This is a genomic window from Qipengyuania sp. ABI-127-1 (assembly GCA_022953095.1).
Taxonomy (GTDB): domain Bacteria; phylum Pseudomonadota; class Alphaproteobacteria; order Sphingomonadales; family Sphingomonadaceae; genus Qipengyuania.
Window position 1 is genome coordinate 220988 of sequence record JALJCR010000001.1, and the last position, 24980, is coordinate 245967.

Here is a 24980-nt window from a genome sequence, read left to right on the forward strand (position 1 = left end):
ATCCCGCCGCCTTTTTTCTTGCCCGAGCGAGAGGGTTAGGTAGGTTTCTTTGCGAAACCGGACGAGTCCGCATGAATGACGGACCGCCGGAGAGGAGAGAGACAGACCGATGCACCCCGTCACCCATGCGCAAACGCGCCCCGATCACCCCGCGATCATCATGGCCGCCAGCGGCGAAACCGTGACCTTCGGCGAGATGGACGATTATGCCAATCGCTTCGCACAGCTCCTGCGCGCACGCGGGCTGGAGCGCGGAGACCATTTCGCGGTGCTGATGGAAAACAATGCGCACTATCTGCAAGTGGTCTGGGGATCGCAGCGCGCGGGCACGATGCTGGTGCCGATCTCGACCCGGCTGACGGCGCCGGAAATATGTTACATCCTCAAGGATGCGGGCGCGAAATTCCTGCTGACGACGACCACATTCGCCGAGGTGATCGAGGGCGTCCGCGGCGAATGCGCCGACCTGCCCCTGCTGATCGTGGGGGGCGAGGGCGAGGAGGATTTCGAAGCCGCCCTGGCCGTGCAGCCTGCCGAACCGATTCCCGACCAGGCGCCGGGCCAGTACATGCTCTATTCCTCGGGCACGACGGGCCGGCCCAAGGGAGTGAAGCCCGCCCCGCCCGAAGACGACGATGTTCTCGCCACCAATCCGCTGGTCGCGCTGGCGATCATGGGTGCGGGCATGCCTGCCGATGGCAGCATGGTCTATCTTTCGCCCGCGCCGCTCTACCACGCGGCCCCGCTCGGCTGGGGCACCACCGCGCAGCGGCTCGGCGGAACGGTCGTGGTAATGGAAAAGTTCGATCCCGAACACGCGCTGGAGACGATCGAGAAATACAAGGTCACCGACAGCCAGTGGGTGCCGACCCATTTCGTCCGCATGCTCAAGCTCGATCCCGCAGTTCGTACCCGATACGACCTCACCAGCCACAAGCGCGCGCTGCACGCCGCCGCGCCCTGCCCGGTGCCGATCAAGCGCGAGATGATCGAATGGTGGGGGCCGATCATCAACGAATATTACGCCGGGTCCGAAGGCATCGGTATGACGCTGATCAAGGCCGAGGACTGGCTCACCCATCCCGGCAGCGTTGGCAAGGCGATCCATGGCACGCTGCATGTCTGCGGGCCGGATGGCGAGGAGCTGCCGCCGGGGCAGGACGGGCTGCTGTTCTTCGAGAACGCCAATATCCCGACCTATCACAACGATCCCGACAAGACCCGCGAGGCGATGCATCCCAAAGGCTGGATGACGCTGGGCGATATCGGCCATGTCGATCAGGACGGCTATCTCTATCTCACCGACCGGAAAAGCCACATGATCATTTCCGGCGGGGTCAACATCTATCCGCAGGAAATCGAGAACCTGCTGGTGACGCACGACAAGGTCATGGATGCCGCCGTGATCGGCGCGCCCTGCCCCGACTTCGGAGAGAAGGTGGTCGCCGTGGTCCAGCCGGTGGACATGGCCGAGGCAGGCGATGCGCTGGAAGCCGAGCTACGCGATTTCCTCGCCCCCAGCCTCGCCAAGATCAAGATGCCCAAGCTGTTCGATTTCCGCGCGCAATTGCCGCGCGAGGCGAATGGCAAGCTCTACAAGCGCGAACTGCGCGACGAATATCTGCGCAAGGCGGAGGAAGAGACGGAGCAGGCCTGAGGGCAGCGGCGGAGAGAGCCGCCCGACAGACGACGTTTCGCGAGAGCACGCGCCCATTCGCCCCTCAAACCGGCGAACCCGCCGCTTACGTTCAACCTCGATGGCCGGATTAGAGGCACTGCCGCCGCGTTCACTGCGGCTGGAAGTCGAACGCCGCATCCCCCAAGTCAAATGCGCAAATCAGCGAGAGAAATCGAACTCGGTTCATCGCATATTCCTACGGGAATTCGCGAAAATTTGCTAAGTGAACCACATGACTACAACAGTAGGACGATGCGCCTTCGGTAGCGGTTGAGGGCGGGTTCTTCCTGCGCATAAGAAAGGGGGGAATCATGACTTTGCTTGCGCCGCATAACATGCCGTTTGCGGCTGCGCTGGTCATCATGGCCATCCTCGCCGTTGTCCAACTGATCGGAATTGCCGATTTCGGTGACGCCGATGTGGATGCAGGCGGTGATGGAATGCCGGAAGCGGGTATGCTCGATGGACTGCTCACGCTGCTCGGCATCGGACGCGTGCCACTGACGATCTGGCTGGCGCTGTTCCTGTTCTTGTTTGCGGCCATCGGGATCAGCATCCAGGAACTGGCGCAGGGCATGACGGGCAGCCCGCTCTATAGCTGGCTTGCCGCGCTGATCGCAGGCGGGGCCGCCCTTCCGGTTACGGGCACATTTGCCCACCCGCTGGGTCGCATCTTGCCCCAGGACCACACCACTGCCGTGAGCACCGACAGCCTGGTCGGCCGACGTGCCACGATCAGCATCGGCGTGGCCCGTACCGCATCGCCCGCCCGCGCAAGGGTAAAGGATACACACGGCCAGACCCACCGGGTCATGGTCGAGCCGCACGAGGCAGCGTCCGAATTCCACGAAGGCGACGAGGTCCTCCTCGTCCGCCGCGAGGGCAACACATTCTACGCGACCGCGCTCGCCGAGCGCCGCTTGTCGCCAACAGTCAACTAAGAAGGAGGAGCAATGGAAAATCTATTTGGAACATCACTGGTCATGATCGGAGGCGGGACCCTTCTCGCCATAATAGTCATCACCTTCCTGCTGAAGATGTATCGCCGTGCCTCGAAGGAGATTGCCTTCGTGCGGACCGGCGTGGGCGGCGAGAAGGTGGTGATGAACGGTGGCGCGCTGGTGCTGCCGGTCTTCCACGAAACCATGCCGGTCAATATGAACACGCTGGTGCTCTCGGTCGTCCGCCGCGATGGCGAGGCGCTGATCACGCTCGACCGCCTGCGGATCGACGTGAAGGCCGAATTCTATGTCCGCGTGAAACCCGATAGCGAAGCCATCGCCATGGCTGCGCAGACGCTGGGTCAACGCACGATGCAGCCGGAAATGCTGAAAGACCTCGTCGAGGGCAAATTCGTCGACGCGCTGCGCAGCGTGGCTGCGGGCATGACGATGAATGAGCTGCACGAACAGCGTGCGGACTTCGTCCAGAAAGTGCAGCAGGTCTCCTCCAACGACCTCGCCATGAACGGCCTGGAACTGGAATCGGTCTCGCTGACCGGTCTCGACCAGACCAGCATCGAGCACTTCAACGCCAACAACGCCTTCGACGCCGAGGGTCTGACCAAGCTGACCGAGCAGATCGAGGCGCGTAAGAAACTGCGCAACGACATCGAGCAGGACACGCGCGTGCAGATGGAGACGAAGAACCTCGAGGCCGATGCCCGCAGCTTCGAAATCTCGCGCGACAAGGAATACGCCCGCCTCCAGCAGGAGCGCGAGGTCGAAATCCGCCGCGCCGCTCAGGCTTCGGAAATCGCCCGCGAACAGGCCGAACGCAGCCGTGAGGCCGATGCTGCCCGGATCGAAGCGAAGAAGCAGGTCGATGCGCAGCAGATCGAAGCCGACCGGCTCGTCGAAGAGGCGCGGATCGACCAGCAGCGTGCGCTCGAGATCGCCCGGCAGGAGCAGCAGATCGCGGTCCAGAACAAGAGCCGCGAGGAAAGCCAGGCCAAGGCCGAAGCCGACGCGGCCCGCGCCAAGGCGGTGGCCGCCGAAGAGCAGGTCTCGACCAGCCGCGAAACCGAGGTCGCCGAGCGCCAGAAGCGCATCGAACTGATCGAGGCGTCGAAGCAGGCGGAACGCGACGCGATCAAGATCCGCGTCGATGCCGAAGCCGAGAAGGATGCGGCGTCGAACCGCGCCGAAGCGGCACGGCTCGAGGCGCAGGGTGAGGCCGAGGCCGAAAAGCTGCGTGCGGAAGCCGCGCGCGTGCGCTTCGAAGTCGAGGCAGCCGGTCAGAAGGCGATCAACGAGGCGGCCAATATCCTGTCCTCGGACCAGATCAGCCTGCAGACCAAGATGGCGTTGCTCAAGGTTCTGCCCGAAGTCATCCGCGAGAGCGCCAAACCGATGGAAGCGATCGACAGCATCAAGATCGTCCAGGTCGACGGTCTCACCAATGGCGGCGGCAAGGCTGCCGCGAATGGCAACGCGGCTGCCGGTGGCGGCTCAGGCAACCTCGCCACCGATGCGGTCAGCGCGGCCCTGGCCTATCGCGCGCAGGCGCCGGTGCTGGACGGGCTGATGAAAGAGCTGGGCCTCGACGGCTCCTCGCTTGACAGCCTGGTCAAGGGACCGGCCGCAGCCGAAGCCGCTCCGCGCCTCGCCGAAGTCCTCGACGACATTGCCGAGCAGGTCGAGCAAGTGGAGGCGAAAGGTAGCGCCAAGCGTGCGGACACGACCGCCGAGCCGGAAGGTGCCGATGCGGAGTAACCCGCCACAGTCGTAAGAACGGACAAGGGGGCGCTTCGGCGTCCCCTTTTTTATTCGGCCAACAACCGCTCCGCCATCGCGCGCACTTCGGTGCCCATATCCTCGCGCTCCAGCGCCAGGGCCAGCGTGGCTTCGACGAAGCCGGTCTTGCTGCCGCAGTCGAAGCGGCGCCCGGAGAAGGTGACCGCGTGGAAGGCCTGGTTGCCGATCATCTTGGCCATGGCGTCGGTTAGCTGAATTTCGCCGCCCGCGCCCTTTTCCTGATCTTCCAGCACGCGCATGACTTCGGGCTGGAGGATGTAGCGGCCCGAGATGATCTTGTTCGACGGGGCCTGGGCCACGGGCGGTTTTTCGACCAGGCCGGTCACTTCGGTCAGCGTGTCGCTCTTCACTTCGCCCGGGGCGATAACGCCATAGCTCGACACGGCTTCCTGCGGCACTTCGAGCACCGAGATGAGATTGCCGCCCACTTCCTCATAGGCCTCGACCATCTGTTTCATGCAGCCGGTGCCGCCGCCTTTGGCCGCCACCATCAGTTCGTCGGGCAGCAGGATCGCGAAAGGCTCGTCGCCCACGATCGCGCGGGCGCACCAGATCGCGTGACCCAGGCCCAGCGGCACCTGCTGGCGCACGGTGATGACGTCACCCGGCGTCGCGCGCGTGGGTTCGAGCACGCTCAGATCCTTGCCCCGTTCGCTCATCGTATGTTCGAGCTCGTAGGCGACATCGAAATGTTCGACGATCGCCGTCTTGCCGCGCCCGGTGACGAAGATGATCTGCTCGATGCCCGCCTCGCGCGCTTCGTCCACCGCATACTGGATCAGCGGTCGATCGACGATCGGCAGCAATTCCTTGGGAATCGCTTTGGTGGCAGGCAGGAAGCGGGTGCCCAGCCCGGCTACGGGAAACACGGCCTTCTTGATGGGTTTGTGATGGCTCATGGCCTCTCGCCTATGCGTGCGCCTGGAACAGGTCAATCGCCCGGGCATTGAGGGAGCGCATGGAGGGGCAATGCGACAGGCGTGCGACGCTTGCCAGCAGCCTGGCTCACGGTAAAGGACGGGCGCATGGACAAACTCATCATTCGCGGTGGCAACCGCCTTTCGGGCACGATCCCCATTTCGGGCGCGAAGAATGCCGCGCTCACGCTTATTCCCTGCGCGCTGCTGACCGAAGAACCGCTGACGCTGCGCAATCTGCCGCGCCTGGCCGACATTGACGGGTTCCAGCACCTGATGGGCCAGTTCGGCGTCGCGCATACGATCCAGGGCCAACGCCCCGAGGATTTTGGCCGCGTGGTGACGCTGGAGGCGACCCGGCTGACCAATACGGTCGCGCCTTACGACCTCGTGCGCAAGATGCGCGCCTCGATCCTCGTCCTCGGCCCGATGCTCGCGCGGATGGGCGAGGCGACCGTGTCGCTGCCCGGCGGCTGCGCGATCGGCAACCGCCCGATCGACCTGCATTTGAAGGCGCTGGAGGCCTTCGGCGCGCATATCGAGCTGGCGCAGGGCTATGTGAAGGCGAGCGCGCCCGATGGCGGCCTTCCCGGCGGCGACTACGATTTCCCGGTGGTCTCGGTCGGTGCAACCGAGAATGCCCTGATGGCAGCCGTGTTGTGCACGGGCACCAGCACGCTGATCAACGCCGCGCGCGAGCCGGAGATCGTCGATCTGTGCAATCTGCTGGTCGCGATGGGGGCGGAAATCGAGGGTATCGGCACCTCCGAACTGACGATCCACGGGGTCAGGAAACTCCACGGCGCGACCTATCGTGTGATGCCCGACCGCATCGAGGCGGGCTCCTATGCCTGCGCGGCTGCCATCACCGGCGGCGAGGTGCGGCTCGAAGGGGCCGAAGCAGGCGACATGGGCTCCACCATCCATGCTCTGCGTAATATCGGCGTCGAGATCGACAGCGACAAGAAGGGGATCACGGTGTCCGCCAAGGGTCCGCTGAAGGCGCATAACCTCACCACAGCGCCCTTCCCCGGCCTCGCGACCGACATGCAGGCGCAATTGATGAGCCTGCTGACCCGCGCCGAGGGCACCAGCGTGCTCAAGGAAACCATTTTCGAGAATCGCTTCATGCATGTGCCCGAGCTGGCGCGCATGGGGGCCGACATCGAAACCGAAGGGCGCACCGCCATCGTGCGCGGCCCGGTCGAACTGACCGGAGCCGAGGTCATGGCGACCGATCTGCGTGCTTCGATGAGCCTGGTGATCGCCGGATTGGCGGCCCGCGGCGAGACAACCGTGCGCCGTCTCTATCATCTGGATCGCGGTTACGAACGGCTGGAGGAGAAGCTCCAACTGGTCGGCGCCGATATCGAACGGGTCGGAGACGATTGAAGCCGCGAGACGGCACTTTTCCCACCCCTATGCGTTGGTCGGGAAAAGAAGGAGTTCACTGACATGCTTTTGAAGCTCTTGGCGCTCGGCGGCCTCGGATATGCCGGATATCGCTATTATGAAAAGAACCGCGTGGATCGCAACGGCGTAGCCTTCGCCGATGGCGAGCCGGAAGGTCCGTTCCGCAATGCGGGCTCGGAAGCGACCACGTCGCACGAACCGATGAGCGCGACCGACGAGGCGCTCGACGAGACCTATCCGGCGAGCGATGCCACCGCGAAATACTGAATTCGCGGATCTGGCTCAGATCAGATCGGACGCGGGGCGGCTGGAGTGATCCAGCCGCTCTTTTCGTGTGTGACCAGCCAGATACGGATCGCCCCGGCCAGGCCCGGCGGGGTTTCCGACCGGATGCGTTCGGCATCGATCTGGGCAACCAGCGCGTTGATCGATTGTCCTCTGGTGGCGGCCGCCGAGCACAACTTCTCCCAGAACACGGGCTCCAGGCTGATCGAGGTACGGTGCCCGTCTATGCGGACGGAGTATTTTTTCGGCGGATGATAGGGAGGCATTTCCATTTCGCGCGCTCCTAAACAGGCGCGCGTCGCTCGGGAAGCCCCCTAATCCTACCACACCCCGGTTCCTAGTACATGTGCTGGCCACCATTGATGCTCATAGTTGAGCCGGTGACGAATTCGGCATGTTCGGAGCACAAGAAGCTGACGCCCCGGGCGATCTCGCTCGCCTTGCCGAGCCGGCCGACCGGAATCTTGGCGACGATTTTTTCCAGCACGGGTTCGGGCACGGCCGCGACCATGTCGGTATCTATGTAACCGGGTGCGATCGCATTGACGGTGATCCCGAAACGCGCACCCTCCTGCGCCAGCGCTTTTGTGAACCCGTGAATACCGGATTTTGCGGCGGCGTAATTCACTTGGCCGTACTGCCCGGCCTGGCCGTTGATCGATCCGATATTGACGATCCGGCCCCAGCCGCGCTCTTTCATTCCCGCGAAGGTTGCCTTGGCCATGTTGAAGCATCCGCCAAGATTGGTGCGCATCACGGCGTCCCAATCCTCATAGCTCATTTTCAGCAGCGTACCATCGCGTGTGATACCGGCATTGTTGACGACCACATCGACCGATCCGTGTTCCGCCGCGACCTTCTGGCAGGCGTCCTGTACAGCGTCGTAATCGCCGACGTCGAATTTGATCGTGGGAATGCCGGTTTCCTCGGTGAATTTCTTCGCCGCATCGTCATTGCCCGCATAATTGGCGACGACTGTGAAGCCGCGTTCGTCGCGCAGCCTTTCGCAAATCGCGCGGCCAATTCCGCGGGTGCCCCCGGTTACGATGGCAACTCGTGACATAATCTCTTCTCCCAGCTTTCCGTAGCGTCTCCACGGATTTAAGCGAGGGATGCAGCGCGCGCCAAGTCAATTCGCCGGGATAGGCGTCTATGCGTGCGAATTCTCGACCAATGTCTTAGAAGCTGACGCGCGTGCCGACGTAAACGGCCTGATCGTCCTCGACCCCATCGGTAAGAGGGGCCAGGCGATTGTTGTCCTTCGACAGGCGGACGCCCGCGGTCAGATTGAGGTTGCCGACCACCCGATAGGAGGTGCTGATATCGACGCTCTGATTGCCTGCACCTTCGAAAGTGCGCGGCGAGCGCCCGGCATTGTCCTGCTTCTCCAGCGCGAGGCGTGAATTGAAGCGGCTGGGCTTTTCGACCTTCTCGCCCTTGTCCGGTGCATAGGTCGAAAGATCGGGCATGCCCATGTCGCGCAGGCCGACCGAGACGGTGGTCGGCTTGGCGGGCTGGGCGAAGCTCTGATAGCCGCGCGCCACGCCCAGATTGAAACTGGTCTGGCTGATCGCGAGAACGCGTTGATCGCGTTCGCCATCGCCAACCGAATCGATTGCGCTGCGAACCGAAATCGCACGTGCCGTTGCATCGTCCACGCGCACGGCCACGGTCACCGTGCGATCCTGTGCCAGCAGCGGCTTGCTTGCGGGAGTGAAGCGGAGCCCGTCTTCGCCCATCACTGCGGCGACGCGCGCGGCAAGCTGCGGGTCGACCCTAGCCGGCGTGAACGGCAGGTAAGAAACTGTTTCGGGAAGAGCGGCCTTCGCATCGCCTTGCACCACGGCGAGGCCGGTCGCGGGAATCATGAGCGCCAGACCGGCAACAGCCAGCATCGCAGGTGCGCGTCGCGCTCTGCCCTGACTTTTTACCGATTCCGCCATTTTCAATACGCTTCCCTCTTCTACCGGACTATCAAGCCAGAAATCTCTTGAATGGTTCCTGACTCCGGCACCGTTGATGCCGATTCCTTTTGTGTTCCGAAGCGAGACTAGCATTCCTTTGTGCCATGGCCAGCTTTTCCACAGACCATCTCGGCAATTGGGAAAAAGTGTTGCCGAGTTTCCACAAGCACTTGTCGTCGGCTCGCCCGAGCGAAACGGGATTAAGGCCGCATTCACGCGTATGGGGGTGAGTGTCGCTGCGAACAGCCCTATGCCTTGCTCCGATGCGAGCAGGCTTTATAGAGCCTTGAAACCCGCAGGATACCAAGGACCGACATGAGCGCTTTCGCAACCTTCCGCCGCCCCGCTACCATCGCGATCGCGGTCGCGGCCACAATCGGTCTCGCGGCCTGCGGCGGGCGCGAACGGCCCCAGGCGGATCTTGCCGCGGCGCAGGTCACCACGATCGGCGTCAATTCCTATCTCTGGCGCGCCGCCCTGGACGCGGTCAGTTTTGCCCCGCTGCTCCAGGCGGACAGCAATGGCGGCGTGATCGTGACCGACTGGTATGCCAATCCGAGCAATCCGGGCGAGCGGATCAAGATGACGATCACCATCCTCGATTCGGATTTGCGCGCGGACGCTCTTCGCGTTGCCGCCAGTCGCCAGATCAATCAGGGTGGAAGCTGGGTCGATGCACCGATCCAGGCGGCCACCGTCCAGAAGCTGGAAGACATCATTCTCACCAAGGCGCGCGAACTGCGCCGCCAGGCCGTCAGCTAATTGCGCGAAGGCGCCGCGAAAGCGCCTTCCCATAGCTTGCAAAATCCGTAAACGCGGCTCGCATGAGCAGCGATACCCGTTTCGATCCGGCCAGCGCCGACGCGCGCTGGCAAAATGCGTGGGACAAGGCGCAGACCTTCCGCGCCGACAGCAAGTCCGAGAAGCCCAAGAGCTACGTGCTCGAGATGTTTCCCTATCCTTCGGGACGGATTCATATCGGGCATGTCCGCAACTATACGATGGGCGATGTGCTGGCGCGCTACAAGAAGGCGACCGGGCACGAAGTGCTGCACCCGATGGGCTGGGACGCTTTCGGCATGCCGGCGGAAAACGCGGCGATGGAAAAGGGCGTGCATCCCGGCGGCTGGACCCGCGACAACATTGAGCACATGAAGGCGCAGTTGAAGCGCCTCGGCTTCGCGCTCGACTGGAGCCGCGAGCTCGCGACCTGCGAGCCCGACTATTACGGTCACGAGCAGGCGCTGTTCATCGATCTGTACGAAGCGGGCCTCGTCTATCGCAAGGAATCAGAGGTCAATTGGGACCCGGTCGACATGACCGTGCTCGCCAACGAGCAGGTGATCGACGGCAAGGGCTGGCGTTCGGGCGCGGAAGTCGAGAAGCGTAAGCTCAACCAGTGGTTCCTCAAGATCACCGATTTCGCCGAGGAATTGCTCGAAGGATTGGGCAGCCTCGACAATTGGCCCGACAAGGTTCGGCTGATGCAGGAAAACTGGATCGGCAAGTCGAAGGGGCTGGAATTCAGCTTCGATCTCTCGAGTGGCGAGAGGCTGCCGGTCTATACCACGCGCCCCGACACGATTTTCGGCGCTAGCTTCGTCGCAGTTGCCGCCGACCATCCGGTGGCGCAGTCGCTCGACAGCGAAGAAGCCAAGGCCTTCATTGCGGAATGCAAGAAGGGCGGCACGACCGCTGCCGAGCTGGAGACGGCGGAGAAGCTCGGCTTCGATACCGGTATCACCGCGAAGCATCCGTTCACCGGCGCGGACCTGCCCGTCTTCATCGCCAATTTCGTGCTGATGGATTACGGGACCGGCGCGATCATGGCCGTGCCGGGCCACGACCAGCGCGACTTCGAATTCGCGACCAAATACGGCCTGCCGATCCCGCGTGTAGTTGCGCCCAGCGTGGATGACGCGGACAAGCCTTTCGACGGCGAAGCCGAGGCGGGGGAAGGCGTGATCGTCAACTCCGATTTCCTCGATGGAATGGACGTCGAGGACGCCAAGCGCGAGATCATTCGCCGGATCGAGGATCAGGGACGCGGCACGGGCAAGACCGTGTGGCGCCTGCGCGACTGGGGCGTGTCGCGCCAGCGCTATTGGGGGACGCCGATCCCCTTCATCCATTGCGAGACCTGCGGCGTGGTGCCTGCGCCCAAGGAGAGCCTGCCGATCACCCTGCCCGAGGATGTCGATTTCCAGACACCGGGCAATCCGCTGCTGCGCCATCCGAGCTGGAAGCATGTCGATTGCCCCCAATGCGGCGGCAAGGCAGAGCGCGAGACCGACACGCTCGACACCTTCATCAACTCTTCGTGGTATTTCCTGCGCTTCGCCAGCCAGCCTGCGGACAAGCCCTTCGATGCGGAGGAAGTCGCCAAGTGGATGCCCGTCGAACAGTATATCGGCGGCATCGAGCATGCGATCCTGCACCTGCTCTACGCCCGCTTCTGGACCCGCGCCTTGGCGCATATGGGCCAGATCGAGGTGAAGGAACCCTTCGCTTCGCTGTTCACGCAAGGGATGGTCACGCACGAGACCTACAGCCGCAAGGAAGGCGGCAAGACGGTCTATTACGCCCCCGACGAGATCAGCCGCGAGGCCGAGCAGGCGCTGCTGACGGCAGATGGCGGCGAAGTCGAGATCGGCCGCGTCATCAAGATGTCGAAGTCGAAGAAGAACGTCGTCGATCCCGACACGATTATCGACACCTACGGCGCGGATGCGGTGCGCTGGTTCATGTTGTCCGACAGCCCGCCCGAACGCGATCTACCATGGTCCGAAGCGGGGATCGAAGGCTGCTCGCGCTTCGTGCACCGCCTGTGGCGCTTGTTCGCTGCTTACGACGCAGGAGCCGAAGGCGAGGACAAGGCGCTCGCCAGCAAGGCCCACCAGACCATTGCCGCCGTTGCCGAGGACATCGAAGCGCTGGGCTTCAACAAGGCGGTCGCGCGCATTTACGAGCTGACCGGCGCGGTCGAGAAGGCAAAGCCCTCTTCCAGCCGCAGCCATGCCATCCGTAGCCTCGTCCAGCTCGTCGCGCCGATGATGCCGCATCTGGCCGAAGAGGCATGGGCAACGCTCGGCGAGAGCGGCATGGTTGCCGATGCCGTCTGGCCGCAAGTCGATCCCGCGCTGCTGGTCGAGGACGAGGTGACCATCGCCGTCCAGCACAAGGGCAAGCTGCGCGATACGCTCACCGCGCCCAAGGGAGCCTCGAAGGAGGTTCTCGAAGCCATGGCGCTCGCCAGTGAGAAGGTGCAGCGTTCCATCGACGGGGCTGAGATACGCAAGATCATTGTCGTTCCCGACAGATTGGTGAATATCGTCACCTGATGCGTATCCTCCTCGCCAGCTTCGCTTCTGTTCTGCTTGCCGCCTGCAGCCTGTCGCCCATGTATGGCGGGGGCGGTAGCGGTGTGGTCGCGCAGTCGCTGGCGGCGATCGATGTGGCGCCGATCGAAGGGCGTGCGGGCTGGCTGGTACGCAGCGCCCTGGAAGAGCGGTTCGGTGCCGCTGGGCAGGCGAGCCCGCGATACCGGCTCGAAGTGCGGCTCGACGATCAACTCGAAGGCCTGGCCGTGCTGCGCGACGATACGATCAGCCGCGAACGGCGCATTTTGCGCGCGCGGTACCAATTGGTGGATCTCGCGACCGGCGATATCGTGCTCGATGCCACCGACGGATCGGATGCGGGGATCGACGTGGTGTCTTCCGAATATGCGACGATTGCAGCGGAACGCTCCGCGCTCGAAAACCTTTCACGGGACCTCGCCCAGCGGATCGTCACCCGCGTTGCGCTGGTGCTGCGCGACGACCGGTGAAACTCACCAACCGCGATTTCGCGGCCAAGGGGCGCGCGGCGGCGCAGAGCTGCTCGATCTTTTTCTTCTGCGGGCAGGACGAAGCGGGCGCCAATGCGGCTGCGAACGATCTTGTCTCCTGGCTGCCCGATCCGGGCGAGCGAGTGGAGCTGTCCGGCGCCGAGCTGCGCGGCGATCCCGCGAAACTGGGCGACGAGGCGCGTAGCTCATCGCTGTTCGGCGATCGGCGGCACATCTGGGTCCGCGCTAGCGGCGAGGAAGCTCTCGAAGCGCTCAAAGTGCTGATCGAGACCGGCGAGGCGGGTGCCGGCGAAGCTTGCCCGGTGATTGTCATTGCCACCTCCGCCACCGACAAGTCGCGCAGCGCCAAACTGCTAGACAAACGCAAGGATGCGCTGGTGGCGATGTTCTATCCGCCCGACCTGCAATCCGTCACACGCGCTGTGCGTGCACTGGCGGACGGGGCGGGCGTGCGGCTCGGCGGAGACCTGGCCGAACGCATCGCGCGGGCGGCCAATCTCGACGTCCGGCTGGCGCGGAGCGAGGTCGAGAAGCTCGCTCTCTATCTCGATGCCAGCGCGCAGAGCCCGCAGACCGCGACGCCTGAAGACCTCGATGCGATCGGCGCTGCGAGCGAGGACGATGGTTTCGCGCCGCTGGTCAATGCGGTGATGGGCGGGCAGGCGGCCAAGGTGGGGGTCGAGCTGGCGCGTATGAAGCAGCTTGGCCTCAACCCGGTCGGCGTACTGCTTGCCTTCGAACGGCGCGCGGCGCAGCTTGCACGGATTGCGGCGGCGCTCGGCTCGCGTCCCTTCGGCGATCTCAATCGGGCCGAAGAAGCGCGGCTTGGCATCTTCTTCAAAGAGAAGCGCGAGATCGGCCAGCAATTCGCGCTGTGGCGGCACGGCGACAAGCTCGACCGGCTGACGCAGCGCCTCGTCGGCCTGCACCGCGATCTGCTCACGAACAGCCAGGCGGCCGAATTGCTGCTGGCGCAAGGTCTTGCCGATATTGCGAGAGTCGCGGGCGCCCGGGCTCGCTAGGCGCCGCTCAGTTCTCGGGAACCGAGAATGTCCCTGTCACGCGACCTCCCGATTCGCCCTGGCCTGTAACCGAGGAGGAACCGCTGGCGCGCCCATCGACGCTCGATACGCCGCTCGCCAGATCGATCACCAGCCGTCCGCCGTTGAGTGTATCGCCGCCGCGGTTGAGGCGGACATTGCCCGCCATGGTGATGATCCGGCGATTGAAGTCATAAACTGCCGTGTCACCGCGCGCGCGCTCGTTGCCGCGTGACACGGTCACCCCGCCGGTCGCCATGATCCGCTGGATGGAAAGACTGCCCGCATCGGAATAGTTCACGATCGTGCGCGCAGCGCTGAGATTGAGCCCCGCCTGCGTGATCTGGACATTGCCCGAAAGCACCACGCGGTTCTGCCGGTCCTGCAGTTCGATCCGGTCGGCGGCATAGGAGACCGGCGCGTTCGAATTGTGCCCGGCGATCGCCTGGGCGGAAAGCTGGATGCCCGCGAATGCGGTCGCCGTGACGGCGAACGCGCCGAGGCCCCAGCGGGCGATGGTGGGGAGCAGGTGCTTCATCAGGGCATCCTCAGCTTGCCGGGCTCCATGCGCAGCCGCGCATTGCCCGTCAGGGTTATGGTGCGTGCCGAAAGATCGGCGGTCAGGCGATCGGCGCGAAAGGTCCCGGCAGGAATAGCTCCATCGACACCGCCCGCGCCGACGAGCTGCTTGTTGGCCAGATCGACCGAAACGTCGCGCGCCACCATGCGATAGCCATCGGCGGCCTGCATGCGCATCGGACCGATGATCGAGACGACCTCCTCGTCGATATCGTATTGCCCGGCCCGGGCGCTGACCCGCGCGGGTCCGTCGTCGAGCAACAGCCGCGCGACGAGATCGTTCATCCGTACGATACCCTCGGCGCTCGATCGCTGGACTGCCTCGCCCGCAGTCAGGGAAAAGGGCCGTCCCTTATCGTCCGCGCCGCGATACAGCGCATTGTCGACCCGCAGGCGCTCATCGATGATCGCCACCTTGTTGCGATCTAGCAGGAAGCTCACTTCGCCGCGCGGGCTCAGCGGCGTTATCACCATCAGCGCGGCGATCACCCCGACGCCCATCGGCAGCGCGCGAGCAAGAAAGCTGACCAAGCGGTCGTGCGTCCCGCCTGGCTCGGCCCAGTGCTGGCGTTCATGCCGCCGCTCCTTCGCCTGAGCTGTTTCGATCCTGCGATGCCGGATTGCCATGGTGTCGCCCTGCGCGTTCGATCCTTACATGTGGCTGAAGATATCGTGATCGGCCCAGCCGGCCACGTCGAGCCGCGCGCGGGTGGGCAGGAAGTCGAAGCACGCCTGCGCCAACCCGGTGCGGCCTTCGCGTTCGAGGCGCTTGTCGAGTTCGTCCTTCATGCGGTGAAGGAAGCGCACATCGCTCGCGGCATAGTCGCGCTGGGCCTCGTTCAGATCCGGCCCGCCCCAGTCGCTCGACTGCTGCGCTTTCGAAATGCTTTCGCCGAGCAGCTCTTCCACCAGCATCTTGAGGCCGTGACGGTCGGTATAGGTGCGGGTCAGCTTGCTGGCGATCTTGGTGCAATAGCAGGGCGTGGCCATTACGCCGAGGTAATGCTCGATCGCGGCGAGGTCGAAACGCGCGAAATGGAACAGTTTCAGCCGCTCGGGATCGGCCAGAACCGCCTTGAGATTGGGCGCGTCATAGCTGCTGTCGGGGCCGAAGCGCACGAGATGCTCGTCGCCCTTGCCATCGCTGATCTGCACGACGCACAGCCGGTCGCGGATCGTGACGAGACCCATGGTTTCGGTATCAACGGCCACCGGGCCATCGGCGAGGACGCCTTCGGGAAGGTCTTCTTCGTGGAAATGCACTGCCATGGGCCAGCGCCTTAGGCCGATTGGGGATTGTAGGGAAGGGGTGCTGGTCCGCCGCGCCACCCCGGCTACAATCGCGCCATGACCGACACCATCCCCGATAGCTGGCAGCCCGTGCTCGATCCGGTCCTGGCAACCCCGCAGGCGCGGCAGCTGGGCGGCTTTCTGGTGGTCGAAGAACAGGCGGGCAAGGCGATCTACCCGCCGCGCGGTCGCCGATTGAAGGCCCTCGAACTGACTCCGCTCGACGCGGTGAAGGTGGTGATCCTCGGGCAGGACCCCTATCACGGGCCGGGGCAGGCGATGGGGCTGTGCTTCGCGGTGCCCGAGGGCGTGAGGGTCCCGCCGAGTCTGGTCAATATCTACAAGGAACTCGAGGCCGATCTCGGGGTGCCACGGCCCGATCATGGCGACCTGAGCAAATGGGCGAGGCAGGGTGTGCTCCTGCTCAACAACACGCTGACGGTCGAGGCGGGGCAGGCTGGCAGCCATGCGGGGCGCGGTTGGGATGCGATCACCGACGCTTGCGTGGCGGCGGTGGCGGCGAGGCCGGAGCCCAGCGTCTTTATCCTGTGGGGCAGCCATGCGCAGGCCAAGGCAAAACGGATCGAGGGCCTTCGCAGCGGGCGGCACTGTGTGATCGAAAGCCCGCATCCCAGCCCGCTTTCGGCGCATCGCGGTTTCTTTGGATCGAAGCCGTTCAGCCGGGCCAACGCCTTTCTTGCCGAAAACGGACGCGGCGCGATCGACTGGCAGCTATGACATCCATGCTCGGCGCGTAAGCGTTGCCACAAAACGCTTCCTGCCTCGGGTGTGCGGCCGGTGGCGAAGCGGCTTTTCAGCCTTGCTCCCATGTGCCAGTCTCGCGGGGGAGAGAGGGAGGGTTTCCTATGAAGGCGATTTTCAGGGCGGGCGCGGCGTTGGCGGTGATGGGCATGATGGTTCCGGCCCATGCCGGTAACGAAAGCGCACATTCAGAGCAGCGTACCGAGGGGGAGGAGGCGAAACAGGCCGCATTGGCCGAGGCGATGCGGGCGGCCGATCTCTGGATCGAGGGGCAGCGGCAGTATCGTAAGATCCCGGCGGTCTCGGCAGCGGTGGCGCGCGGGGACGAAACCGTCTGGGCGCAGGGCTTCGGGACGACCGACCGCACACAGACCATGCCTGCCACGCCCGATACGATCTATTCGATCTGCTCGATATCCAAGCTTTTCACGGCGGTTGCGCTGATGCAGCAATGGGAAGCGGGCCGGGTCGCGCTCGACACCCCCGTGGCGGACTATCTCCCTTGGGCGCAGCTTGCCGACGATCCGCGCGAGAGCGTGCCGGTGACGCTGCGCGGGCTGTTGACCCACTCGGCGGGTCTCCCGCGTGAATCGGACTTTTCCTATTGGACCGGACCCGATTTCCCCTTTCCTACGCGGGATCAGATCCGGGCGAAGGTGCCCAAACAATCGCCGCTCTATCCGGCTGCAACCACCTGGCAATATTCGAATCTCGGCCTTACCCTTGTGGGCAAAACGGTCGAAGCGGTGAGCGGGGAACCCTTCGCCGACTATGTGACCACCCATATTCTCGATCCCCTCGGTCTGGAAAACACAAGGCCCGGCATCCCCGCCGAACTCCATGGCCAGCAGCTCGCAGTGGGCTGGGGGGCGCTCGAGGCGGACGGAACGCGCCCGGATGTCAAACTGTTCGATCCGGCCGGGATCACTCCGGCGGCAGGGTTCAGCGCCAGCGTGGCCGATCTGGCGAAATTCGCCCGCTGGACCATGCGGCTGGCGAAAAGCGGCGAGCGCGAGGTGCTGCGCGCCTCGACCCTGCGCGAAATGCAGCGGGTGCATTACATTTCGCCCGATTGGGAAACGAGTTGGGGACTGGGTTTTTCGGTCAGGCAGGAAAACGGCACGACGGTGGTCGGCCATGGCGGAAGCTGTCCGGGCTATCGCAGCGCGCTGATGATAGCGCCCAAGGAAGAAATGGGCGTTGCGGTCGCTATGAATGCGATGGACGATCCCGGCTTGCTGGCGCGTGGCATTGCGGCGCTGGTCAAGGCGCGTGGCGAAGCCAAGCCGTTCGATCCGGTCGCTGGCGTGGAGCTTGGCGATTATGCGGGCGTCTATAGCGGGCAGCCGTGGGATTCGGATTACATGCTGATCCCCTGGGCGGGCGGGCTGACTTGGCTCGATCCCGATTCCGGCGAGCCGACCAGGCGCATGTGGCGGCTCAAACCGCTGGGCGGCGACCGTTTTCGCGTGGTGACCGACAAGGGCGAGGAACGCGATGAGGTGCTGTTCGAGCGCGATCGCGCTGGCAAGGTCCGCGCAGTCCGGCAACATTCGAACACCAGCCGTCGCCTGCGCGGGCTATAGGGTCCGGCAAGGGCTCGATGCCGCAGGCTGCCGAATATCAGATGCCGAGGGCGTTCAGCACGAAAGCGGCGCGCTCGGCCACCGATGTTCGGGGAAGTTCGACCGGCCGGTAGCCCAATGCGGGCAGCAGCTTTGCCAAGTGGCGATATTCCTCGACCGCCTCGTCGAATGTATGGCGCCTATCGGTGTCGCTCGCGTAGATTTCGGGCCAGGGCGGGGCAATGAAGACGAGGCTTTCATAGGGCCGCCCACCGCCCAACATATCCGGAACGCTTCCCGCACCCAGCCGCTCGAGACCCGCCAGTGCATCGATCAGCCCGCGATCGTAGAACACCGGTTCGCGTGTCGAGCGATGGATCTCCAAGTCCGCCCGGGCCGTGTCCGCCGCCGCCAGGAGGAAGCCGTGCAGATCGCTCCACGGTGCGATGCCGCGCGCGATCAGGCGGCGGCCCGGTTCCGCCACGGTGCGTAATCCGCGATCCGCCAGTTCGGCTATCAGCGTCGATTTTCCGCCACCCGAACAGCCAGTGATCAGGTAATCCGCCAAGCGAGCCTCAGCGTGGCAGGGCGCTTTCGCCCATCAGTGCCTTGTCGACGGCATGAGCGCATTGGCGCCCCTCGCGGATCGCCCAGACTACCAGGCTCTGCCCGCGCCGCATGTCGCCGCAGGAAAACACGTTCGCCTCGCTCGTGAGATACCAGTCGGTATCCGCCGCGACATTGCCGCGCGTGTCGAGGTCGACGCCCGCGCGGTCGAGCAGGCCGCGCCGCTTGGGGCCGGTGAAGCCCATCGCCAGGAGGATGAGGTCGGCCTTGAGCGTGAACTCGCTGCCTTCGATCTCCTGCATGCGGCCATCTTTCCATTCGACCCGCACGCATTCGAGACCCGCGACATCGCCGTTTTCCTCGACCACGCGCTTGGTCAGAACGGCCCAGTCGCGCTCGACGCCCTCCTCGTGGCTGGACGATGTGCGCAGTTTCAGCGGCCAGTCGGGCCAGGTCAGCGCCTTGTCTTCCTTTTCGGGCGGCTTGGGCATGATTTCGAGCTGGGTGACGCTGGCAGCGCCCTGGCGGTTGGACGTGCCGACACAGTCGCTACCGGTATCGCCGCCGCCGATCACGATCACATGCTTGCCCGTAGCCGTCAGGCTGCCGCGCGGCGCGGCGCGGACTTCGTCATCGCCCGCATTGCGCTTGTTCTGCTGGGTGAGGAATTCCATCGCCAGCCGCACACCATCGAGCTCCGAACCAGGAATGTCGAGCATGCGCGCTTCTTCCGCGCCGCCGGCCAGGACCACGGCATCGAAATTCTCCTGCAGGGCCTGAAAGCTGACCTCGACGCCGACTTCGCTCGATGTGCGGAACTGGACGCCTTCGGCCTCCATCTGCACCGCGCGGCGGTTGATCAGGTGCTTTTCCATCTTGAAGTCGGGAATGCCGTAGCGAAGCAGCCCGCCGATCCGGTCGGCCTTCTCGAACACGGTCACGGCATGGCCCGCCCGCGCAAGTTGCTGGGCGCAGGCGAGGCCCGCCGGGCCGCTGCCTATCACCGCGACCGATTTGCCGGTGTGCTTTTCGGGAAGCTGCGGCTTGACCCAGCCTTCCTTGAAGCCACGGTCGATGATCGCGCACTCGATCGACTTGATCGTCACCGGGCTGTCGATCAGGTTCAGCGTGCAGGCCGCCTCGCACGGGGCGGGGCACACGCGGCCGGTGAACTCGGGGAAATTGTTGGTCGAATGCAGCACTTTGAGCGCATTCTTCCAGTCGTCTTCATAGACGAGATGATTCCAGTCCGGGATGATATTGTTCACCGGGCAACCGGTGTGACAATATGGAATGCCGCAATTCATGCACCGGGACGCCTGCGTCCGCAGTTGGTCGTCCGACAAGGGAACCACGAACTCATTATAATGCGTCAGCCGCTCTTCGGGATCGCGATAGGTGCGATCTTTGCGCTCATATTCGAGAAAGCCGGTTTCCTTGCCCACGGGGTCAAATCTCCGATTTGGCCGAAGCCCCCGCGCAGGCGGGAGTCCCGCCAGGCTTTGCGGGAAAGTTGAAAATAGATACGGGATTCCCGCCTTCGCGGGAAGAACGGGGTAGGTTGATGTTGCTCATTCCGCCGCTTCCATCGCCGCCTGTTCGCGTTCGTCTTCGAGTGCCTTCAGTGCGCGGGCGTAGTCGCGCGGCATCACCTTGCGGAAGTTCTTGAGCTCGTTCGTCCAGTCGTCCAGCAGCGCCTTGGCCTGGGCCGATCCGGTATGGAGCAGGTGCCGTTCGACAAGAACCCTGAGCCGTTCGGCATCGTGGTACAGCGGATCGCCCATGCCGTTATTCTCGACCGAGACGGGCCGCTGCTGCGGTGTGCCCCAGCTCTTTTCGGCGCCCTCGCCATCGCCCGGTTGAACATCGATCACATCGACTTGCGCATGGTTGCACAGCTTTTCAAAGCGCCGCTCGGGGTCGTAGACATAGGCGACCCCGCCGCTCATCCCGGCAGCGAAGTTGCGGCCCGTCGCGCCGAGCACGCAGACCACACCGCCGGTCATATATTCGCAGCCATGGTCGCCCGTTCCTTCGACCACGGCGACGGCGCCCGAATTGCGCACGGCGAAGCGTTCGCCCGCAACGCCGTGGAAATAGGCCTCGCCCGCGATCGCACCATACAGCACGGTGTTGCCGACGATGATATTGTCGCCCGGCGCGCGCGGAGCCGCGTCCGGCTGGCGCACGATGATCCGGCCGCCCGACAGGCCCTTGCCGACATAATCGTTGGCATCGCCGGTCAGGCTGATTGTCACCCCGTGCGCGAGCCACGCGCCGAAGCTTTGTCCGGCAACCCCGGTGAAATCGATCCGGATGGTGTCGGGGGCGAGCCCGCTATGCCCGTGCGCCTCGGCGATCCGGCCCGACAACATGGTGCCGACGGTGCGGTTCACGTTGCGGATAGTCCGGGTGAGCTGGACCGCCTGGCCGCTTTCGATCGCGGGCTTGCAGGCTTCGATCAGCTCGACATCCAGCGCCGCCGCCAGTCCGTGGTCTTGCGTATCGGTGTGGAACAGCGCCTTGCCTTCCTCGATCGGAACGGCATGGAGGATGCGCTTCAGATCGACGCCATGCGCCTTCCAGTGGCGTTCCACGCGGCGCATGTCGATCCGGTCGACCCGGCCGACCATTTCCTCGACCGTGCGGAAGCCCATTTCGGCCATGATCTGGCGCAGCTCTTCGGCGACGAAGAAGAAGTAGTTGATCACATGCTCGGGCGCCCCGGTGAAACGCTTGCGCAGCACCGGGTCCTGCGTCGCTACACCTACCGGGCAGGTGTTGAGATGGCACTTGCGCATCATGATGCAGCCTGCCGCGATCAGCGGAGCGGTGGCGAAGCCGAATTCGTCCGCGCCCAGCAGCGCGCCGATGGCGACGTCGCGCCCGGTGCGCAGGCCGCCATCGACCTGGACCGCGATGCGGCTGCGCAGATCGTTGAGCAGTAGCGTCTGCTGCGTTTCGGCGAGGCCGATTTCCCACGGGGAGCCGGCATGGGTGAGGCTGGTCAGCGGGCTCGCGCCCGTACCGCCTTCATAGCCGGAGATCGTTACGTGGTCGGCCTTGCACTTGGATACGCCCGCAGCGACCGTGCCAACGCCGACCTCGGACACCAGCTTTACCGAAATGCGCGCCTCGGGCTGCACGTTCTTCAGGTCGTGAATGAGCTGGGCGAGATCTTCGATCGAATAGATATCGTGGTGCGGCGGCGGGCTGATGAGGCCCACACCCGGGGTCGAATGCCGCACCTTGCCGATACGCTTGTCGACCTTGTGGCCGGGAAGTTGGCCGCCTTCTCCGGGCTTCGCGCCCTGCGCCATCTTGATCTGGATATCGTCCGAATTGACCAGATATTCGGTGGTCACGCCGAACCGGCCGCTGGCGACCTGTTTGATCCGGCTACGCATCGAATCGCCATTGTCGAGCGGCCGGAAGCGTTCGGGCTCTTCCCCGCCTTCGCCCGTGTTCGAGCGGCCGCCCAGGCGGTTCATCGCGATGGCCAGCGTCGAATGCGCCTCGTGACTGATCGAGCCGAAGCTCATGGCGCCGGTGCTGAAGCGTTTGACGATCTCGACCGCCGGTTCGACCTCGTCGAGGCTCAGCGGCTGATCGGCCGGTTGCAGTTCCATCAACCCGCGAATCGTCAACAGGCGCTCCGACTGCTCGTTCACGCTAGCCGCGAATTCGGCGTAGTTCTTCGCATCGTTGCCGCGCACCGCATGTTGCAATTGCGCGACCGATTGCGGGGTCCAGGCATGGGCTTCGCCGCGCAGGCGGTACTGGTAAATCCCGCCCGCATCCAGCATGCCTTCGTATAGCGGATTGTCGCCATAGGCCTGCGCGTGACGCAGCACCGCTTCCTGCGCCACTTCCTTGAGGCCAATGCCCTCGATCGTGGTCGCCGTGCCGGCGAAATAGGCGTCGATGAATTCGGAATTGAGGCCGACCGCATCGAAGATCTGCGCGCCGCAATAAGATTGGTAGGTCGAAATACCCATCTTGGACATCACCTTGAGGATGCCCTTGCCCACCGCCTTGACGTAATTGTGTGCGACGTCGCCGGGAGCGAGATCGGGAAAGCGGTCGGCGCGCAGATGCTCGAGCGTTTCGAACGCAACATAGGGGTTGATGCCTTCCGCCCCGTATCCGGCCAGCGCGCAGAAATGGTGCACCTCGCGTGCTTCGCCGGTTTCGATGACGAGGCCGGTCTGCATGCGCAGGCCCTGGCGTACCAGCTGGTGGTGGACGGCGCTGGTGGCCAGCAGTGCGGGCATGGGGATGCGGTCGGGGCCTTGGCCCCGGTCGGACAGGATCAGGATGTTGGCATCACCCAGCACCGCCTCGGTCGCGGCCCAGCACATCTCCTTCAGAGCCATGGCGAGACCGTCAGCCCCGGTGCTTGCATCCCAGGTGATGTCGATGGTGGCGGTGCGGAAGGCGCCATCCAGCGCGACTTCGACCGAACGGATCTTGGCCAGATCCTCGTTGGTGAGAATTGGCTGCGAAACTTCGAGGCGCTTGTGCGTGCCGCCATCGCGGCCGAGCAGATTCGGACGCGGTCCGATCATCGACAGCAGGCTCATCACCAGCTCTTCGCGGATCGGGTCGATCGGCGGGTTGGTCACTTGCGCGAAATTCTGCTTGAAATAATCGTAGAGCAGGCGGCTGCGGTCCGACAGCACGGCGATCGGCGTATCGGTGCCCATCGATCCGATCGGGTCCTCGCCGCCGCGCGCCATCGGTTCGAGAAAGCGCGCAATGTCTTCCTGCGTGTAGCCGAAGGCCTGCTGGCGTTCGAGCAGCGAGGTGTCGGCAACCGGAATGGCCGACAGCTCGGGTTCGATGTGATCGAGGTCCTCAAGCTTGTATTGCGCCTTCGCCAGCCACGCCTCGTAAGGCTCGGCGGCGGCGAGATCGGCCTTGAGCTCCTCGTCCTCGACGATGCGCCCCTGTTCGAGGTCGATCAGCAGCATGCGGCCCGGCTGGAGCCGCCATTTGCGCGTGATGTCGGAATCGTCGAACGGCAAGACACCGCTTTCCGAGGCGAGCACGACGAGATCGTCCTTGGTGGTGCACCAGCGGGCAGGGCGCAATCCGTTACGGTCGAGGCAGGCGCCGATCTGGCGGCCATCGGTGAAGCATACCGCCGCCGGGCCGTCCCACGGCTCCATCAGCGCGGCATGATATTCGTAGAAGGCGCGGCGCTCCGGGCTCATCAGCGGGTTTTTCGCCCATGCCTCGGGCATCAGCATCATCATCGCATGCGCGAGGCTGTAGCCGCCGGTGAGCAGCAGTTCGAGCGCATTGTCGAGGCAGGCGGTGTCCGACTGCCCATGCGGGATCAGCGGCCACATCTTGTCGAGGTCCGAGCCGAGCAGCTCGCTTTCCATCGTCCGGCGGCGCGCTTCCATCCAGTTTACATTGCCGCGCACCGTGTTGATTTCGCCATTATGCGCCATGAAGCGATAGGGGTGGGCGAGGCGCCAACTGGGGAAGGTGTTGGTACTGAAACGCTGATGGACGAGGCCGAGCGCCGAAACGCAATCGGGATCGCGCAGATCGTCGTAGAAACTGCCGACCTGGTTGGCGAGCAGCAGGCCCTTATAGACTACCGTGCGGCTGGAAAAGCTCGGGATATAGGCCTGGCTGAGCCCTTCGATGCCATGCTTGGCCTCGAGTGCTTTCAGCGGGTTGAGAGTCTGCTTGCGGATGACGACTAGCTTGCGCTCGAAGGCATCGTTGTCGAGGCAGTTCGTCCCGCGGGCGATGACGCATTGGCGAATGACCGGCATCGAATCGACCACCGCCTTGCCCAGCCCGTCCAGCGTGGTCGGGACATCGCGCCAGCCGATGACGCGCTGGCCTTCCTTCTCGGCGAACCGTTCGAGCTGCCGTTCGACAAATTCGCGGGCTTCCTCCTGCTGCGGGAGAAAACACATCGCCACGGCATAATCGCCCGACTGCGGCAAATCGTGGCCGCAACCGTCTGCCCATTTTCGGATGAGCGGATCGGGAATCTGCAAAAGGATTCCCGCCCCGTCGCCCAGCAGCGGATCGGCGCCGACCGCGCCGCGGTGGTCCAGATTGGCGAGAATTTCGAGCGCCTGGGTGACGATGGCATGGTTTTTCGCACCCTTGATATGCGCGACCATGCCGACACCGCAGGCATCGTGTTCGTTCTGCGGATCGTAGAGACCCGTGATAGTGTGGGGCGGCGTGCGTCCCATGGGCGAAGCGTCCTCCTTCGTGCCCACCAACCGGCCTCGCTTTATGCGGGGCGGCCGGGAGCAGGGTCGATCGGCGCCGAACACGGC

At 64.2% G+C, this 24980-nt stretch carries 21 protein-coding genes; 11 read left to right on the top strand and 10 right to left on the bottom strand.

Annotated features, from left to right (window positions below):
- Positions 1 to 109: 109 nt before the first annotated feature.
- From MUY37_RS01160 to MUY37_RS01170, 3 genes are all read left to right on the top strand, one after another.
- The gene (locus MUY37_RS01160; RefSeq protein ID WP_499193654.1) at positions 110 to 1657 is read left to right on the top strand and encodes an acyl-CoA synthetase; all 1548 of its coding nucleotides are present in this window, start codon (positions 110 to 112) and stop codon (positions 1655 to 1657) included.
- Positions 1658 to 1989: 332 nt separating this feature from the next.
- Positions 1990 to 2619 (top strand): YqiJ family protein, encoded by a 630-nt coding sequence (locus MUY37_RS01165; RefSeq protein WP_499193655.1) that lies wholly within the window; start codon positions 1990 to 1992, stop codon positions 2617 to 2619.
- A 42-nt stretch (positions 2620 to 2661) separates the two neighbouring features.
- The gene (locus MUY37_RS01170; RefSeq protein ID WP_499195097.1) at positions 2662 to 4392 is read left to right on the top strand and encodes a flotillin family protein; all 1731 of its coding nucleotides are present in this window, start codon (positions 2662 to 2664) and stop codon (positions 4390 to 4392) included.
- A gap of 50 nt (positions 4393 to 4442) precedes the next feature.
- On the opposite strand, the gene galU is transcribed toward MUY37_RS01170, so the two are convergent.
- A complete protein-coding gene (gene galU, locus MUY37_RS01175; protein WP_499193656.1) occupies positions 4443 to 5333 on the bottom strand; it encodes a UTP--glucose-1-phosphate uridylyltransferase GalU in 891 nt (296 codons plus the stop codon).
- Positions 5334 to 5459: 126 nt separating this feature from the next.
- Between galU and murA the strand changes: the two genes are divergently transcribed.
- Both murA and MUY37_RS01185 read left to right on the top strand, forming a co-directional pair.
- Positions 5460 to 6743, top strand: a complete 1284-nt coding sequence (murA, locus tag MUY37_RS01180; RefSeq protein ID WP_499193657.1) for a UDP-N-acetylglucosamine 1-carboxyvinyltransferase — start codon at positions 5460 to 5462, stop codon at positions 6741 to 6743.
- Between the two features lie 63 nt (positions 6744 to 6806).
- Entirely contained in the window at positions 6807 to 7031 is a 225-nt protein-coding gene (locus MUY37_RS01185) for a hypothetical protein (RefSeq protein WP_417322054.1), read from the top strand.
- Positions 7032 to 7051: 20 nt separating this feature from the next.
- On the opposite strand, the gene MUY37_RS01190 is transcribed toward MUY37_RS01185, so the two are convergent.
- The 3 genes from MUY37_RS01190 to MUY37_RS01200 form a co-directional block, all read right to left on the bottom strand.
- The gene (locus MUY37_RS01190) at positions 7052 to 7321 is read right to left on the bottom strand and encodes a ribbon-helix-helix domain-containing protein (RefSeq protein ID WP_499193658.1); all 270 of its coding nucleotides are present in this window, start codon (positions 7319 to 7321) and stop codon (positions 7052 to 7054) included.
- 65 nt (positions 7322 to 7386) lie between these two features.
- On the bottom strand, positions 7387 to 8112 hold the full coding sequence (phbB, locus tag MUY37_RS01195) for an acetoacetyl-CoA reductase (RefSeq protein ID WP_499193659.1): 726 nt from the start codon (positions 8110 to 8112) through the stop codon (positions 7387 to 7389).
- A 115-nt stretch (positions 8113 to 8227) separates the two neighbouring features.
- Entirely contained in the window at positions 8228 to 8944 is a 717-nt protein-coding gene (locus MUY37_RS01200) for a hypothetical protein (RefSeq protein ID WP_499193660.1), read from the bottom strand.
- A 384-nt stretch (positions 8945 to 9328) separates the two neighbouring features.
- On the opposite strand from MUY37_RS01200, the gene MUY37_RS01205 reads away from it, so the two are divergent.
- From MUY37_RS01205 to holA, 4 genes are all read left to right on the top strand, one after another.
- Positions 9329 to 9775, top strand: a complete 447-nt coding sequence (locus tag MUY37_RS01205; RefSeq protein ID WP_499193661.1) for a DUF3576 domain-containing protein — start codon at positions 9329 to 9331, stop codon at positions 9773 to 9775.
- A gap of 62 nt (positions 9776 to 9837) precedes the next feature.
- Positions 9838 to 12354 carry a leucine--tRNA ligase gene (leuS, locus tag MUY37_RS01210; RefSeq protein WP_499193662.1) on the top strand — a complete coding sequence of 839 codons (2517 nt, stop codon included), beginning with the start codon at positions 9838 to 9840 and terminating at the stop codon, positions 12352 to 12354.
- Entirely contained in the window at positions 12354 to 12842 is a 489-nt protein-coding gene (gene lptE / locus MUY37_RS01215; RefSeq protein ID WP_499193663.1) for an LPS assembly lipoprotein LptE, read from the top strand. Before leuS ends, lptE begins: the two co-directional genes overlap by 1 nt.
- Complete coding sequence (gene holA / locus MUY37_RS01220) at positions 12839 to 13885, top strand: DNA polymerase III subunit delta (RefSeq protein ID WP_499193664.1); 1047 nt, start codon at positions 12839 to 12841, stop codon at positions 13883 to 13885. Before lptE ends, holA begins: the two co-directional genes overlap by 4 nt.
- 7 nt (positions 13886 to 13892) lie before the next feature.
- On the opposite strand, the gene MUY37_RS01225 is transcribed toward holA, so the two are convergent.
- Genes MUY37_RS01225 through MUY37_RS01235 form a run of 3 tightly spaced genes read right to left on the bottom strand, consistent with a single transcriptional unit; the run spans position 13893 to position 15751 of the window.
- The gene (locus MUY37_RS01225; RefSeq protein WP_499193665.1) at positions 13893 to 14441 is read right to left on the bottom strand and encodes an LptA/OstA family protein; all 549 of its coding nucleotides are present in this window, start codon (positions 14439 to 14441) and stop codon (positions 13893 to 13895) included.
- Positions 14441 to 15109 carry an LPS export ABC transporter periplasmic protein LptC gene (gene lptC, locus MUY37_RS01230; protein WP_499193666.1) on the bottom strand — a complete coding sequence of 223 codons (669 nt, stop codon included), beginning with the start codon at positions 15107 to 15109 and terminating at the stop codon, positions 14441 to 14443. The genes MUY37_RS01225 and lptC overlap by 1 nt, the downstream gene beginning before the upstream one ends.
- Before the next feature lie 24 nt (positions 15110 to 15133).
- A complete protein-coding gene (locus MUY37_RS01235; RefSeq protein ID WP_499193667.1) occupies positions 15134 to 15751 on the bottom strand; it encodes a ribonuclease D in 618 nt (205 codons plus the stop codon).
- 78 nt (positions 15752 to 15829) lie between these two features.
- Between MUY37_RS01235 and ung the strand changes: the two genes are divergently transcribed.
- Both ung and MUY37_RS01245 read left to right on the top strand, forming a co-directional pair.
- The gene (gene ung, locus MUY37_RS01240; RefSeq protein WP_499193668.1) at positions 15830 to 16510 is read left to right on the top strand and encodes a uracil-DNA glycosylase; all 681 of its coding nucleotides are present in this window, start codon (positions 15830 to 15832) and stop codon (positions 16508 to 16510) included.
- Between the two features lie 128 nt (positions 16511 to 16638).
- Complete coding sequence (locus MUY37_RS01245) at positions 16639 to 18120, top strand: serine hydrolase domain-containing protein (protein ID WP_499193669.1); 1482 nt, start codon at positions 16639 to 16641, stop codon at positions 18118 to 18120.
- 37 nt (positions 18121 to 18157) lie between these two features.
- On the opposite strand, the gene MUY37_RS01250 is transcribed toward MUY37_RS01245, so the two are convergent.
- From MUY37_RS01250 to gltB, 3 genes are all read right to left on the bottom strand, one after another.
- A complete protein-coding gene (locus tag MUY37_RS01250) occupies positions 18158 to 18667 on the bottom strand; it encodes an AAA family ATPase (RefSeq protein WP_499193670.1) in 510 nt (169 codons plus the stop codon).
- Positions 18668 to 18674: 7 nt separating this feature from the next.
- The gene (locus tag MUY37_RS01255; protein WP_499193671.1) at positions 18675 to 20111 is read right to left on the bottom strand and encodes a glutamate synthase subunit beta; all 1437 of its coding nucleotides are present in this window, start codon (positions 20109 to 20111) and stop codon (positions 18675 to 18677) included.
- 126 nt (positions 20112 to 20237) lie between these two features.
- A complete protein-coding gene (gene gltB, locus MUY37_RS01260; RefSeq protein WP_499193672.1) occupies positions 20238 to 24893 on the bottom strand; it encodes a glutamate synthase large subunit in 4656 nt (1551 codons plus the stop codon).
- Between the last annotated feature and the right edge of the window lie 87 nt (positions 24894 to 24980).